The organism is Janibacter sp. GS2 (genome assembly GCF_051200835.1).
Classification (GTDB): domain Bacteria; phylum Actinomycetota; class Actinomycetes; order Actinomycetales; family Dermatophilaceae; genus Janibacter.
This window is the reverse complement of sequence record NZ_CP195161.1, coordinates 2,789,121-2,803,465: the sequence shown is the minus strand read 5'-3', so window position 1 is coordinate 2,803,465 and position 14,345 is coordinate 2,789,121. Positions and strand designations below refer to the sequence as shown.

Genomic DNA, 14,345 nt, shown 5'->3' with positions numbered 1-14,345 from the left:
TCAGCCATCGTCCAGGAGGACCCATGACCGACGGCGCGTTCGTCTCCCCCTTCCCCGTCGAGGAACCGGAGGCGCTGGCCGCCACGGAGCAGGTCCAGGGGGAGCTGGCTGCCGGGGTCCGCGGGCTCGTCGACGCCTGCGTGCGCACCCGGGTCGACGCACAGGAGCTGGCGCAGGTCGCCGAGCAGGTGGGCGCGCTCACCGAGCGGCTGCTCGCCCACGCCCAGGAGGGCCCCCTCGGGGTCGAGACGGCCAGCGACGGCCGGCTGCGCGACCACGGCAACCCGATGGTCGGTATGCGCAACCCCCTCGCCCCGCCGTTGACCGTCACCGGTGATGACGAAGGGAGCATGAGCTCCACCTTCACCCCCACGGCCGCCTACGAGGGCCCGCCCGGATGTCTCCACGGAGGGATGATCGCCGCCGTCCTCGACCAGGTCATCGGCTCTGCGCCGGCCCGCATCGGTCGGCCCGGACTGACCGCCTACCTCAACACCACGTATCGCCGGCCCACCCTGCTCGGGGTCGAGCACGTCTGCCGTGGCTGGATCGAGCAGGTCGAGGGGTGGAAGGTGTACGCCCGCGGTGACATCCGCGACCCGCAGGGCCGGGTGACGGCGCAGGCCGAGGCGCTCTTCGTCGTCCCGTCGTGGGCGCGCGAGTACATCGGCACGCCGACCGGGGACGCCGGTGACTTCGCCGCCCCGAACGGGGCGACGCAGGAGCAGCCCAGCACGTAGCGTGGGGCCGCATGAGCGAGTTCGAGGAGGCGTCACCCGAGGCGCTCGAGGTCGAGGAGCCCGGGGAACCCGACTTCGCGCGGATCTACTTTCCCGCCCGCCCCAAGGCACTGCGGCCCCGGGCCCGGCTGCGTCCCCAGGGCGCGCCGTCCGCGGCGCAGGTCCGCTCGGGCGAACCGGTCGGGTCCAATCCCGTCTACGTCGACTGGCTGCGCGGGCAGTCGATGCTCCAGGACGCCAAGGAGATCGCCGGCCAGTTCTCCGGCCTCGGGTCGATGTGGCAGAACCCCTACGCCCGGCCCGACCCGCGAGCAGCGGTCCAGGCCGCGTCGGTGTGGTTCACCGCGTACCCGATCTCGATGATCACCCGCCCGGGGGAGTCCTTCCTCGCCACACTGGCCGACCCGGCCCTGTGGACGGCCTTCCAGCGCATCGGCATCCACGCGGTCCACACCGGTCCGGTGAAGCGGGCAGGTGGCCTGTCCGGGTGGCACCCGACTCCGAGTGTCGACGGCCACTTCGACCGGGTGGCCACGCACATCGACGAGCTCTTCGGCACCGAGGACGACTACCGCGAGATGTGCCGCGTCGCCGCCGAGCACGAGGGCACCGTCATCGACGACATCGTCCCCGGCCACACGGGGAAGGGAGCGGACTTCCGCCTCGCAGAGCTCGGCGTCGAGGACTTCCCCGGGATCTACCACATGGTCGCGGTCCCGCCCGAGGACTGGCATCTCCTGCCGGAGATCCCGCCGGGGCGGGACTCCGTCAACCTCGACGAGTCCGACGAGCTGGCCCTCACCGACGCCGGCCACATCATCGGTGAGCTGCAACGGGTGATCTTCCACGTTCCGGGGCTCAAGGAGACCAACTGGTCGGCCACCGCGCCGGTGACCGGACCCGATGGCATCACCCGACGCTGGGTCTACCTGCACTACTTCAAGGAGGGGCAGCCCTCGATCAACTGGCTGGACCCCACCTTCGCGGGCATGCGGTTGGTCATCGGGGATGCCCTGCACAGCATCGGCGACCTCGGCTCCGGGGGACTGCGACTCGACGCCAACGGCTTCCTCGGGGTCGAGCGGACCCTCGATGTCGGGCCGGCGTGGTCCGAGGGGCACCCCCTGAGCCAGGCGGCCAACCAGCTCATCGGGTCGATGGTCCGCAAGGTCGGCGGCTTCACCTTCCAGGAGCTCAACCTCTCGATCGAGGACATCCGCGACACCGCCACCGGCGGAGCGGACCTGTCCTATGACTTCATCAACCGCCCCGCCTACCACCATGCCCTGGCGACCGGGGACACCGAGTTCCTCCGCCTGACGCTCCGCGAGGCACAACAGCTCGGGGTGGACGCCGCCGGCCTCGTCCACGCGCTCCAGAACCACGACGAGATGACCTACGAGCTGGTCCACTTCGCCAGCCGCCACCGTGAGGACGAGTTCGCCTTCCGCGGGCTCGAGGTCACGGGCGAGCAGCTCGCGGAGACGGTCCGGGAGGAGCTCACCGAGGCACTGACGGGGGAGGCGGCGCCCTACAACCTCGTCTTCACGACGAACGGGATCGCCTCGACGACCGCGTCCGTGATCACCGCGGCCCTCGGTTACCGCGACCTCGACGCGCTCACCGACGAGCAGGTCGAGCGGGTCACGCGGGCGCACCTGCTGCTCGCGATGTTCAACGCGCTCCAGCCCGGGGTCTTCGCCCTCTCCGGCTGGGACCTCGTGGGTGCGCTGCCGATCCCGGCGCAGGAGATCGAGCCGCTCCTGCACGAGGGCGACACCCGCTGGATCCACCGTCCCGCCTACGACCTGCTGGGGGTGGACCCGGCCGCGGAGCGCTCGGCCTCGGGGCTGCCCCGCTCACGCATGCTCTACGGGAGCGTCGACGACCAGCTGGCCCAGCCCGACTCCTTCGTCACGCGGCTGCGGGAGATCCTCCACCTGCGTGGCTACTTCGCGATCGCCACGACACGACAGGTCGACGTCCCGGACGTCGCGCACGAGGCGATGCTCGTCATGGTGCACGAGTACGAGCAGGTGCCCGGGCAGCTGCAGGTCACCGTGCTCAACTTCTCGGTGGAGCCGATCGCCGGAACCGTCATCAGCGACCACCTCGAGCCGGGGTCGCGCCTGACCGACATGGGCGACGGCACGGTCTTCGGCGAGGTGGACCAGCTGCACGGCTTCCACGTCGAGATGGAAGGGCACTCCGGCCTGGCGTTGCTCGTGACACCGGCGACCTGACCGTGCGGGTGCACGGCCCGCGCTGCTGCGCCCCGTTGCGCTCAGGGCGAACAACCGTGGGAGGCGGGAAACACTGACGGCGAGCGGGCGTTAGGGTCAGAGACAGTCTCGAAGACCACCAGAGCAACCGCCGTCACGGCGGAGAAGCGAGTGAGCGTGAGCAACAGCAGCGAGATCGTCGCGGCCGGCCCGCAGGGCGGGATGGGTCTCGACGACCACATCTTCCAGCGCCTCCTGAAGGAGCGCATCATCTTCCTCGGGTCGGACGTGCGCGACGACAACGCGAACGCCATCTGCGCCCAGATGCTGCTCCTGGCGGCGGAGGACCCCGAGAAGGACATCTGGCTGTACATCAACAGCCCCGGTGGCTCGATCTCCGCGGGCATGGCGATCTACGACACGATGAAGTGGGTCCCCAACGACGTCGCCACCGTCGCGATGGGTCTGGCCGCCTCCATGGGCCAGTTCCTCCTGTCCGCCGGCACGCACGGCAAGCGGTACGCGACCCCGCACGCCCGCGTGATGATGCACCAGCCCTCGGGCGGCATCGGCGGCACGGCCTCTGACATCAAGATCCAGGCCGAGCAGATGCTCTTCGTCAAGACCCAGATGGCCGAGCTCATTGCCGAGCACACCGGGCAGACGAAGGAGCAGATCCACAAGGACTCCGACCGCGACCGCTGGTTCGGTGCCCAGGACGCCAAGGAGTACGGCTTCGTCGACCACGTCTTCGAGCGCTCCGAGCAGGCCAGCCGCGGGGACGACAACCCCATCAGCGACTGAGCCCCTTCCCCGCGAGCCTTCAGGAGATACCCATGAACTTCGACCCCCAGCTCCGCACCCACCAGCCGGGTGACGCCCCGATGCCTCCCGGCCCCTCCAGCCGCTACGTCCTCCCGCAGTTCGAGGAGCGCACCTCGTACGGCATGAAGCGCACGGACCCCTACACCAAGCTCTTCGAGGACCGGATCATCTTCGTCGGCGTGCAGATCGACGATGCGTCCGCGGACGACATCATCGCCCAGCTGCTCGTCCTGGAGTCGATGGAGCCCGAGCGCGACATCCTCATGTACATCAACAGCCCCGGCGGCTCGTTCACCGCCATGACGGCGATCTACGACACGATGCAGTACATCCGGCCGGACATCCAGACCTTCGTCATCGGCCAGGCGGCGTCCGCGGCCGCGGTCCTGCTGTCCGCTGGTGCGCCGGGCAAGCGCTTCGCCCTGCCGAACGCCCGCGTGCTCATCCACCAGCCCGCCCTCGCCGGGGGCGCCGGCGGCCAGGCGAGCGACATCGAGATCCAGGCCAACGAGGTGCTGGGCATGCGCACCTGGTTGGAGGAGGCCTGGTCCAAGCACTCGAACAAGAGCGTCGAGGAGGTCCGCGAGGACATCGAGCGCGACAAGCACCTCACCGCCCAGGAGGCCCAGGAGTACGGCCTCATCGACGAGGTGCTCAGCCCGCGCAAGGCCTCACTCGAGGACTGAGCGACCACACCGACGAAGGGCCCCGGGACGCCGGGGCCCTTCGTGCTGTCCGGGACGACTCGCCCTGTTCCGCTGATAGCGGAACAGGGCGACGCGCCGCCGTCCGGGGGTGTCGAATGGGCCCGGACGCACCCCCGTGTGGGTACCGTCGAGGAGGTCGGCCGGAGGGGTCGACACCGTCATGAGAGAGGACCGGACGTGGCACGAGTCGGAGAGAGCGGCGACCTGCTCAAGTGTTCTTTCTGCGGCAAGTCGCAGAAGCAGGTCAAGAAGCTCATCGCCGGTCCGGGCGTGTACATCTGTGACGAGTGCATCGACCTGTGCAACGAGATCATCGAGGAGGAGCTCACCGACTCGGGTGACCTCGGGCTCGAGGAGCTGCCGAAGCCGCGTGAGGTCTTCGACTTCCTCGAGACCTACATCGTCGGCCAGGACAAGGCGAAGAAGGCGCTCGCCGTCGCGGTCTACAACCACTACAAGCGTGTCCAGGCCGAGGACGGGGCCTCCGCGAAGCGCGACGAGGACCACGTCGACATCGCGAAGTCGAACATCCTGCTCATCGGCCCCACGGGCTGCGGCAAGACCTACCTCGCCCAGACGCTCGCACGGATGCTCAACGTCCCCTTCGCCATCGCGGACGCCACGGCCCTGACCGAGGCCGGTTACGTCGGCGAGGACGTCGAGAACATCCTCCTCAAGCTCATCCAGGCCGCTGACTACGACGTGAAGAAGGCCGAGCAGGGGATCATCTACATCGACGAGGTCGACAAGGTCGCCCGCAAGTCGGAGAACCCCTCGATCACCCGTGACGTCTCCGGCGAGGGAGTGCAGCAGGCGCTGCTGAAGATCCTCGAGGGGACGACCGCCTCGGTCCCCCCGCAGGGTGGGCGCAAGCACCCGCACCAGGAGTTCATCCAGATCGACACGACGAATGTGCTCTTCATCGTCGGGGGCGCCTTCGCCGGCCTGGAGAAGCTCATCGAGTCCCGGGTCGGCAAGAAGGGCCTGGGCTTCGGCTCCGAGCTGCACAAGTCGACCGACCTCGCCGAGGCCATCACCGAGGTCATGCCCGAGGACCTGATGAAGTTCGGACTCATCCCCGAGTTCATCGGCCGACTGCCGATCATCACCACGGTCTCGCCCCTCGACCGCGACGCGCTCGTGCAGATCCTCTCCGAGCCGAAGAACGCCCTGGTCAAGCAGTACCGCAAGATGTTCGAGATCGACGGGGTCGAGCTCGAGTTCAGCGACGACGCGCTCGAGGCCATCGCCGAGTCGGCCATCGCCCGAGGCACCGGTGCCCGTGGTCTGCGAGCCATCCTCGAGGAGGTTCTCCTGCCGGTGATGTTCGACGCCCCGAGCGACGAGGGCATCAAGCAGATCGTCATCACCGAGGAGGTCGTGCGCCACAACGTCCTGCCGACGATCGTGCGTCACGAGGAGAGCGGCACCAAGCGCAAGCACAAGCGCTCCGCCTGACCCACCTGACAGGATGGGTGCGTGAGCACACGCTTCCGTCTGGCTGCCGGGTCACAGGGCCCGAGACAGGGCAGCCCCACGACGTGTGGGGCCGCCTGTGCGGCTGTCGCCCGGATGCTCGTCGATGCGCCCTTCGCCCGCTGGATCGAGGACGGTGAGGGCCACGCCGTGCCGGGAGCCGAGGGGAGCTCCCGGGACGAGCGATTCGCCTCCTGGGAGCGGCACGTGCACTCGCGCACCAACGGGTGGTCGGCACCCGGAGGCGGTCTGTCGATCGCCTGGCCGAGGTCCTTGGGCACACCCCCGTGGGGCCTGAAGGAGGAGCTGGAGCACGGGGCCTCGCGCCCCGGGACCCGGTATCGGATCATCTCGGTCCGCGGTCACTCGGAGGAGTCGCTGCGGGCCAGGTACCGCCGCCTGCTCGATCTCGTCGTCGAGGGCGAACCGGCCGCCCTCTACGTCGGCAACCGGGTGCTGCCCCGCCACGTGACGCTCGTCCTCCCCGGGGAGGGGGCGGATGACCTCATCGTCTACGAGCCCGCCTCCGGTCGGGTCGTGCCCCTCGAGGAACCCGCCTTCGTCACCAAGGGGCTGCACCTGGGTGGGTGGGGCGTGCCGTGGATCCTCGTGCAACCCACCGGCCACCGCCGTGTCACCGGCGGCGCCAGGGCCGCGGGTGCGTGGCGGGTGCCGGGCCTCTCGCCCGGCCCCGCGCCGGACCTGCTCCGCGAGGGGGAGGGCGCGGGCTAGCTCTTCGGGGGCTTGACGAAGGGGATGAGGTCGACGTCGCGCAGCGTCACCGCGTCGCCCTCGACGTGGTCGAAGGCTCCCGTGAGGCGCCCGGCCCGGCGCAGGTCGGCCTCGCCGACGCGCACGAGCGCTGCGGTGGCGGCCGGCGCGACGAGCGTGGCCGTCGTGATCTCGCTGCGCATGCCGACCTTCGCGTCGGACTTGGCCTTGCGGACCTGGCCGAGGGCCTCACCGACGGCCCCGAGGACGGCCGGGTCACCGGCCGCCGGAAGCTCCTCCACGGTGGGCCATGCGGCGCGGTGCACGGACCCGGACTTCCACCACGACCAGACCTCCTCGGTCGCATAGGGCAGGACCGGGGCGAGCAGTCGCAGCTGGGCGTCCAGGGCCAGGCGAAGGGCGGCGCGCGCCGAGGCGGTGCCCTCCGGGTCCTGGCCGTCGGCCCCGTGGGCACGGTCCTTGATCAGCTCGATGTAGTCATCGCAGAAGGTCCAGAAGAAGGTCTCGGTCACCGAGAGGCTGCGGGTGTAGTCCCAGCCCTCGAAACCGGCCGTCGCCTCGGTGATCACCTGTCGCAGACCGGCCAGCATCGACTGGTCGAGCGGGTGCGTCACCGCGGCCGCGAGGTCGCCCTCGACGGTGCCGAAGCCCAGCGCGAACTTGCTCGCGTTGAGCAGCTTGATCGCCAGCCGTCGGCCGATCTTCATCTGCCCGGTGTCGTAGGCGGCGTCGGTGCCCAGACGGCTCGATGCCGCCCAGTAGCGCACCGCGTCGGCGCTGTGCTCGACGACGACGTCCTCGGGGGTGACGACATTGCCCTTGGACTTGCTCATCTTCTTGCGGTCCGGGTCGAGGATCCACCCGGAGATCGCGGCGTGCCTCCACGGAGCCGACCCGTGCTCGAAGTGCGCGCGCACGACGGTCGCGAAGAGCCAGGTGCGGATGATGTCGTGACCCTGCGGGCGCACGTCCATCGGGAAGACCTTGTCGAAGAGGTCGTTCTCGCCGCGCTCGGTGCCCAGCCAGTCGCCGGCGATCTGCGGGGACAACGAGGAGGTGGCCCAGGTGTCCATGACGTCCGGGTCGCCGGTGAATCCACCGGGGACGTCGCGCTGGTCCTCGGTGTAGCCCTGCGGCACCTGCGCCATCGGGTCGATCGGCAGCTGCTCCTCGGTCGGCACGAGCGGCGCCTCGTACTGCGGCTGGCCCTCGGCGTCCAGCGGGTACCAGACGGGGATCGGGATGCCGAAGAAGCGCTGCCGGGAGATGAGCCAGTCGCCGTTGAGCCCGGCGACCCAGTTCTTGTACCGCGACTTCATGAAGCCGGGGTGGAAGTCGACCTCGTCGCCCCGGTCCTGCAGTCGCTGGTTGAGCTCGGCATCGCGGCCACCGTTGCGGATGTACCACTGGCGCGAGGTGACGATCTCCAGCGGCTTCTCGCCGCGCTCGTAGAAGTTCGCCTTGCGTTGCGTCTTCTCCGGCTCGCCCTCGAGGTCACCGGAGGCACGCAGCGCCTCGACGACGACCTCGCGGGCCGAGTGGACGGTCTTGCCGGACATCTGCGCGAAGACCTCGGCCCCCTTCGCCTCCGGCACCCACTGCGGGGTCTCACCGAGGATCCGGCCGGCCCGCGTGACGATGGAGCGCGTGGGCAGCTGCAGCTCGCGCCACCAGATGACGTCGGTGAGGTCGCCGAAGGTGCAGCACATGGCGATGCCCGCGCCCTTGTCCATCTCGGCGCCCGGGTGCGCGACGACCGGCACCTCGACCCCGAAGATCGGGGAGGTGACGGTGGAGCCGAAGAGCGGCTGGTAGCGCTCGTCGTCGGGGTGGGCGATGAGGGCGACACAGGCCGGCAGCAGCTCGGGACGGGTGGTCTCGATGTGCACCGGAGCGTCCGCGCCGTGGAAGGCGACGCGGTGGTAGGCGCCGGGGTAGTCCCGCGCCTCGAGCTCGGCCTGGGCCACGGCCGTCTGGAAGGTGACGTCCCACAGGCCCGGCGCCTCGGCGGTGTAGGCCTCGCCGCGGGCGAGGTTGCGCAGGAAGGCGGTCTGGGCGGTGGCCCGGGAGTGCTCGTCGATGGTGCGGTACTGGATGTTCCAGTCGAGGCTGAACCCGAGGCGCCGGAAGAGCGACTCGAAGGCCTCCTCGTCGCGCACGGTCAGCTCGTCGCACAGCTCGATGAAGTTCGCCCGGCTCACCGGGACCTGGTCGGCTGCCTTGATCGTCTTCGTCGTGCCCTCGAAGGGGGGAGTGAAGTCCGGGTCGTAGGGCAGCGAGGAGTCGCCGCGGACGCCGTAGTAGTTCTGCACCCGCTTCTCCGTCGGCAGGCCGTTGTCGTCCCAGCCGATCGGGTAGAAGACGTTGAACCCCTGCATCCGCTTGTAGCGCGCCATGCAGTCGGTGTGGGTGTAGCTGAAGACGTGCCCCATGTGCAGCGATCCGCTCGCCGTCGGCGGCGGGGTGTCGATGGAGAAGACCTGCTCGGGCCCGCCCTGACGCTCGAAGGCGTAGAGGTCCTGCTCGCGCCATACGCTGCCCCAGGTGTCCTCGAGACCGTCGAGGGAGGGGCGGTCCGGGATGCGGGCGGCGTCGAGGGCAGGGGGGTGCTCGGTCATGGTGCGAATCTTCCCACTGGCGTGGACTGCCGGGCCAATCGGTCCTGCCCCGGGAGCCGACGACGTCGTAGGCTGTGGCGCATGAGCCGACCCGAGCCCTTGTACCGAGCGATCATCATGTTCGCCCGGACCCTGTTCTTCGTCAACGGCTATCGCTTCACCCTCGCGGGCGAGCGGCACGTCCCGCGCCGGGGCGGAGCCGTCATGGCGATCAACCACACCGGGTACATCGACTTCGTCTTCGCCGGTCTGGGCGCTCGCAAGAGCCACCGCTGGGTGCGCTTCATGGCCAAGAAGTCGATCTGGCAGCACCGGGTCGCCGGGTTCTTCATGCGCGGTCTGGGGCATGTCCCCGTCGATCGGCACTCCGGCGGGGGCGCCTTCAAGGAGGCGGTGGACAAGCTGCGCGAGGGTGAGGTCGTCGGGGTCTACCCGGAGGCGACGATGTCGCGCTCCTTCGAGATCAAGGAGCTGAAGAACGGCTCGGCCCGGATGGCGCAGGAGGCCGGGGTGCCGCTCCTGCCGACGATCGTGTGGGGCGCCCACCGGATCTGGACCAAGGACGTGCCCAAGCGGCTCGGCCGCACGAAGACCCCGATCCACGTCACCGTGGGCGAGCCGATCCACGTCGGACCGGACGACGACATCAACGAGGTCACCGCCCACCTTCGTGAGGTGATGAAGCAGATGCTCGAGGAGACGATCGCGGCCTACCCGGAGCCGAAGGGGGAGGAGCTGCGCTTCCACCCGGCCCGCCTCGGCGGCACGGCGCCCACCTACGAGGCCGCGTACGCCAAGGACCACAAGGACATGACTCGCAAGAAGGACCAGTTCACCAAGTGAGCGGGTCCGTGCGCCGGTCCGGCTAGAACCTGCTGTGGCCCAGGTGGCTCAGCGCCTGCTGGAGCAGGGCCCCGTGTCCGCCACCCATCTCGGCGTGCAGCCCGGTCTCGCTGGCCTCCTCGGGGGTCAGCCACGCGAGGTCGAGCGCATCCTGCTGGGGCGCGCAGTCGCCGCGGACCGGGACGATGAAGCTCAGTGCCACGGCATGCTGTCGCGGGTCGTGGAAGGGAGTGATCCCCGGCGTCGGGAAGAACTCGGCGACGGTGAAGGGCACGGGTGAGGCCGGGACCGACGGCAGGGCCATCGGGCCGAGGTCCTTCTCGAGGTGCCGCACGAGGGCGTCGCGCACCCTCTCGTGGTAGTTGACCCGCCCGGCGATGAGCTCACGCTCCATCGTTCCGGAGGACTTCCCCCGCAGGAGCAGGCCGACGCCGGTGACCTCACCGTTGTCCGCGACGTGCACGGGGACGGCCGCGACGTAGAGGATCGGGACGCGTCCACGGACGTTGTCGAGCTCCTCGCGGCTGAGCCACGCTTCCTGGCGGTCGAGGTCCGTCGGCATGATCGCCATCCTCGCAGACGCTCGAGCGGGTCGGCCCCCGGGCCGTCGCAGCGGCTCAGGAGGAGGTGAAGGAGGCACGGCGGGCCGCGCGCCGCAGGGCGCCGAGGACGGGGCGTCCGGTGATGGCGATGAGCACGACATTGGTCAGCGACCGCCCCAGGTCCCAGCCGAGCGAGGTCGCGAGGGAGAAGGCGAGGAAGCGGGTGAGGTTCTCGCGCACGGGCGCTCCGGCGACGAAGGAGAGGGACTCCTCGCCCTGGACGGTGAAGGGCCAGAAGGAGAAGTTGAGCGCCGCCCCGTAGAGCACACCGGTGATCATCCCGTAGCCGCAGAGCAGGACGATCTCGAGGGCCCCCTTCGCCCGGGGCAGCAGTCCGGCACCCAGCCCGACCCACGCGGCCGCGAGCATCTGGAAGGGGAGCCACGGCCCGACGCCGGCGGTGAGGAGCGCGCTCGCGGCGAGCGTCGTCGCACCGAGGATGAAGCCGAAGCCGGGACCGAAGACGCGTCCGGCGAGGATGAGCAGGAAGAAGACCGTCTCCAGCCCGGCGGCGCCGGCCCCGAGGGGACGCAGGGCTGCGCCGACCGCGGAGAGGACCCCGAGCATCGCCACCGCCTTGGTGTCGAGGCCACCGTCGCTGACCTCGGCGAGGACGACGGCGAGCACCCCGATGAGGATCGCCGCGAAGACGAGGGGAGCGTCACCGGAGTGGGACAGCCCGGTGTCGGGGGAGATCAGGAGCGGCCAGAGGAAGGCGAACAGCCCGGCGACCGACGTGAGGCCGATCGCGATGATCGCCCGCGGACGCAGCTGGACGGCCGTTCGCGTCACGAGGGCACCTCGCCCGCGGCCGCCTGCGCCGCCGCGACCGTCAGGAGGGGAGCGGGCGCGAGGACCTTCGCCACCTGGGGCGCGAAGGCGGGCGAGGACATGATGACCTCCGCGGCCGGCCCGTCGGCGATGACCTCGCCGTCGGCCATGATGACGACCCGGTCGCTCGCCTCGGCGACGAACTCGACGTCGTGCGTGGACAGCAGGACCGTGCGGCCGCGGTGGACGAGGGCGTGCAGGGCCCGGCACAGCGCCGCCTTGGCCGTGTAGTCCAGCCCCCGGGTCGGCTCGTCGAGGAGGAGCACGGGCGGGTCCGCGGTGAGCTGGACGGCCAGCACGAGGGAGAGCCGCTGGCCCTCGGAGAGGTCGCGCGGGTGCGTGTCGGGGGAGACGCCCGGGGCGATGCTCTCCAGCGTGCTCGCGCAGGTCCCCGGCTCGGCCTGCGCATCGACGTCCGCGCGGTGGCACTCGGCGCCGACCGTGTCGAGGTAGAGCAGGTCGGCGGGGGTCTGCGGGACGAGTCCCACGGCGCGACGGCGGGCCGCCGGCTTCAGCTGGGCCGGGTCGACCTCGCCGTCGGCGGTGGTGACCCGGATCGCGCCGCGGGCGCGGGTACCCGAGCCCTGCAGCGCCCACAGCAGCGAGGACTTGCCGCAGCCGTTGCGGCCCATGAGTGCGGTGACGGTGCCCGGACGCAGGGTGAGGTCGACGTCGTCGACCGCGATGAGGCGGCCGTGGGTGACGCGGACGCCCTTCGCCTCGAGACCCCCGGCCTGCGGTGCCGGTGGGGTCGGCGCCGGCACCTCCCCGAGAGCGCGACGAAGGGGGCCGGCCGCCCGGCGGGCATCGCGCACGGACAGCGGGAGCGGTGTCCAGCCCGCCCACCGGCCGAGCTCGACGACGGGCGGCGCGACGCTCGCCCCGATCATGACCGTGGCGGGGGGTCCGTGCTCGACCCGGCCGTCGACGACGTGGACGAGCGAGTCCGCGTGGTGGATGACGCGCTCGATGCGGTGCTCGGCGACGATGACCGTCGTCGACAGGTCGTGCACGAGGCGGGAGATCGCGCCGAGGACGTCCTCGGCGGCCGTCGGGTCCAGGGCCGAGGTCGGCTCGTCGAGGACGATGACCTGCGGGTGCTGGGTGAGCACCGCGCCGATGGCCACCCGTTGCTGCTGACCGCCGGAGAGATCGCGCAGCGGGACGTCCCGCAGGTCGGCGATGTCCATGACGTCGAGGGCCTCCTCGACCCGACGTCGCATGGTCGCGGGCGGCAGACCGAGCTGCTCCATGCCGTAGGCGAGCTCGGACTCGACGGTCTCGGTGACGAAGCCGGCGAGGGGGTCCTGCCCGACGACACCGACGACATCGGCGAGGTCCCGCGGCTGGTGGGTTGCGGTGTCGCGGCCGGCGACGAGGACCCGGCCCTGCAGGTGGCCCCCGGTGAAGTGCGGGACGAGGCCGTTGACGGCGCCGAGCAGCGTGGACTTGCCCGACCCGGTCCGGCCGACGACGAGCGCGAGCTCGCCCTCCTCGATCGTCAGGTCGACCCGCCGCAGTGCGGGGGTGTCGACCCCGTCATAGGTGATCGTCACGTCCTCGAAGACGACAGCCGGTTCGGGTGCCCAGCTCACGGGTGGCTCCCTTCGGTCGGGACGGTCTCGGTGGTCGGCCCGGTCGCCGTGATGCGCCCGCGCCGGTCGCGCTCCCGGGGGCGAGGCGGCTCGGGGGTGATCAGGCCGGGCAGCGTGGCGACGAGCAGCCCGAGAGTGAGCAGCCACGGCAGGGGCGGGGGAGCGATCGGGGCGAGCGGCATCGTCAGGGTGCTCGGCTCCCAGGCGGCGCTCGCGAAGGCCGTGGCCGCGGCGACGATCCCGCACCCCGCGGTCAGGGTCTCCGGCAGGCGCCAGGGGGAGGGGCGGTAGGTGGTGCGCGTCACCGAGGTCGAGCCGCTGGCCAGCCCGAGGGCGCCGAGGAGGACGCCGACGAGGAGGAGCGGGAGGCCGATCCAGTCCGGGCTCGTGGCGTCGAGGAGGCCGTAGCTGCCGACCGAGATGCCCAGGAGGCCGCCGAGCGTGAGCATCCCGGTGAGCCGGTGCCGGGCCGGAGTGGTCTCATCGCGGCGGCCGTATCCACGCGAGTCCATCGACGCGGCGAGCGCCATGGACCGCTCGAGGGTGTCCTCGAGGACCGGCATCGCCACCCGGCGGAAGGCGCGCACCCCACGGGCCCCGTCCCCCCGCAGCAGGCGGGCCCGGTGCACCCGGCGGACCGACTCGGCGAGCTGGGGCGCGACGCTGATGGCGACGATGATCGCGGTACCGATCTCCTGCAGGGCACCGGGCAGCGCCGCGAGCAGCCGCTTCGGGTCGGCGAGGGCATTCGCCGCGCCGACACAGAGGATCATCGTCGCCAGGCGCATGCCCTCGAAGATCGCCGCGAGCAGACCCTCGAGCCGCACGTCGCCGAGCAGGTTGATGCCGGCCGCCCAGCTCGGCAGCTCGATCGTCGGCAGCGGGAGCACGATGATCTCGCCCCACTTGAGGCCGACGAGGACGTGCAGCACGATCCGCAGCACGATGATGGCGGCCCCGAGGATCGCGTACAGCCGGAAGGCCCGGGCCCACGGTGAGCTGCTGCGCCGGGCCATGACGACGAAGGTCACCGCGCTCGCCGCGAGGAGCAGCACGAGCGGGTTCGTCGTCTGGGAGACCGCCACCGCGAGCCCGACGGCCCACAGCCACCAGGCGCCCGGGTGGACCGCGCGGGGGGTCGAGGAGGGCACGAA

12 protein-coding genes are annotated in these 14,345 nt (G+C 70.9%); 7 read left to right on the top strand and 5 right to left on the bottom strand.

The genetic code is table 11. The features are described from left to right. The first annotated feature begins 23 nt into the window (after window positions 1–23). The 6 genes from ACR9E9_RS13465 to ACR9E9_RS13440 all read left to right on the top strand — a co-directional run bounded on the left by ACR9E9_RS13465 (window position 24) and on the right by ACR9E9_RS13440 (window position 6,702). On the top strand, window positions 24–740 hold the full coding sequence (locus tag ACR9E9_RS13465; RefSeq protein WP_435199282.1) for a PaaI family thioesterase: 717 nt from the start codon (window positions 24–26) through the stop codon (window positions 738–740). An 11-nt stretch (window positions 741–751) separates the two neighbouring features. After that, entirely contained in the window at window positions 752–2,983 is a 2,232-nt protein-coding gene (treS, locus tag ACR9E9_RS13460) for a maltose alpha-D-glucosyltransferase (RefSeq protein WP_435199280.1), read from the top strand. Between the two features lie 201 nt (window positions 2,984–3,184). After that, complete coding sequence (locus tag ACR9E9_RS13455; RefSeq protein WP_435203663.1) at window positions 3,185–3,766, top strand: ATP-dependent Clp protease proteolytic subunit; 582 nt, start codon at window positions 3,185–3,187, stop codon at window positions 3,764–3,766. Between the two features lie 32 nt (window positions 3,767–3,798). Further along, window positions 3,799–4,473, top strand: a complete 675-nt coding sequence (locus ACR9E9_RS13450; RefSeq protein ID WP_435199278.1) for an ATP-dependent Clp protease proteolytic subunit — start codon at window positions 3,799–3,801, stop codon at window positions 4,471–4,473. A 198-nt stretch (window positions 4,474–4,671) separates the two neighbouring features. Then, window positions 4,672–5,952: an ATP-dependent Clp protease ATP-binding subunit ClpX gene (clpX, locus tag ACR9E9_RS13445; protein WP_435199276.1), complete on the top strand. Its 1,281-nt coding sequence runs from the start codon at window positions 4,672–4,674 to the stop codon at window positions 5,950–5,952. 21 nt (window positions 5,953–5,973) lie between these two features. Beyond that, window positions 5,974–6,702 carry a hypothetical protein gene (locus tag ACR9E9_RS13440; RefSeq protein WP_435199274.1) on the top strand — a complete coding sequence of 243 codons (729 nt, stop codon included), beginning with the start codon at window positions 5,974–5,976 and terminating at the stop codon, window positions 6,700–6,702. Here the strand turns inward: ACR9E9_RS13440 and valS are convergent. Beyond that, window positions 6,699–9,320, bottom strand: coding sequence for a valine--tRNA ligase (gene valS / locus ACR9E9_RS13435; RefSeq protein WP_435199272.1), 2,622 nt, complete (start codon window positions 9,318–9,320; stop codon window positions 6,699–6,701). The genes ACR9E9_RS13440 and valS overlap by 4 nt on opposite strands. An 81-nt stretch (window positions 9,321–9,401) precedes the next feature. On the opposite strand from valS, the gene ACR9E9_RS13430 reads away from it, so the two are divergent. After that, window positions 9,402–10,163: a lysophospholipid acyltransferase family protein gene (locus ACR9E9_RS13430; protein ID WP_435199270.1), complete on the top strand. Its 762-nt coding sequence runs from the start codon at window positions 9,402–9,404 to the stop codon at window positions 10,161–10,163. A gap of 22 nt (window positions 10,164–10,185) precedes the next feature. Here the strand turns inward: ACR9E9_RS13430 and ACR9E9_RS13425 are convergent, their stop codons facing one another. The 4 genes from ACR9E9_RS13425 to ACR9E9_RS13410 are packed head-to-tail and all read right to left on the bottom strand — an operon-like array spanning window position 10,186 to window position 14,342. Then, entirely contained in the window at window positions 10,186–10,725 is a 540-nt protein-coding gene (locus tag ACR9E9_RS13425) for an NUDIX hydrolase family protein (protein ID WP_435199268.1), read from the bottom strand. Between the two features lie 55 nt (window positions 10,726–10,780). Next, window positions 10,781–11,557 carry an ECF transporter S component gene (locus ACR9E9_RS13420; RefSeq protein WP_435199266.1) on the bottom strand — a complete coding sequence of 259 codons (777 nt, stop codon included), beginning with the start codon at window positions 11,555–11,557 and terminating at the stop codon, window positions 10,781–10,783. Next, entirely contained in the window at window positions 11,554–13,191 is a 1,638-nt protein-coding gene (locus tag ACR9E9_RS13415; RefSeq protein ID WP_435199264.1) for an ABC transporter ATP-binding protein, read from the bottom strand. The genes ACR9E9_RS13420 and ACR9E9_RS13415 overlap by 4 nt, the downstream gene beginning before the upstream one ends. Then, window positions 13,188–14,342: an energy-coupling factor transporter transmembrane component T gene (locus tag ACR9E9_RS13410; protein ID WP_435199262.1), complete on the bottom strand. Its 1,155-nt coding sequence runs from the start codon at window positions 14,340–14,342 to the stop codon at window positions 13,188–13,190. The genes ACR9E9_RS13415 and ACR9E9_RS13410 overlap by 4 nt, the downstream gene beginning before the upstream one ends. Between the last annotated feature and the right edge of the window lie 3 nt (window positions 14,343–14,345).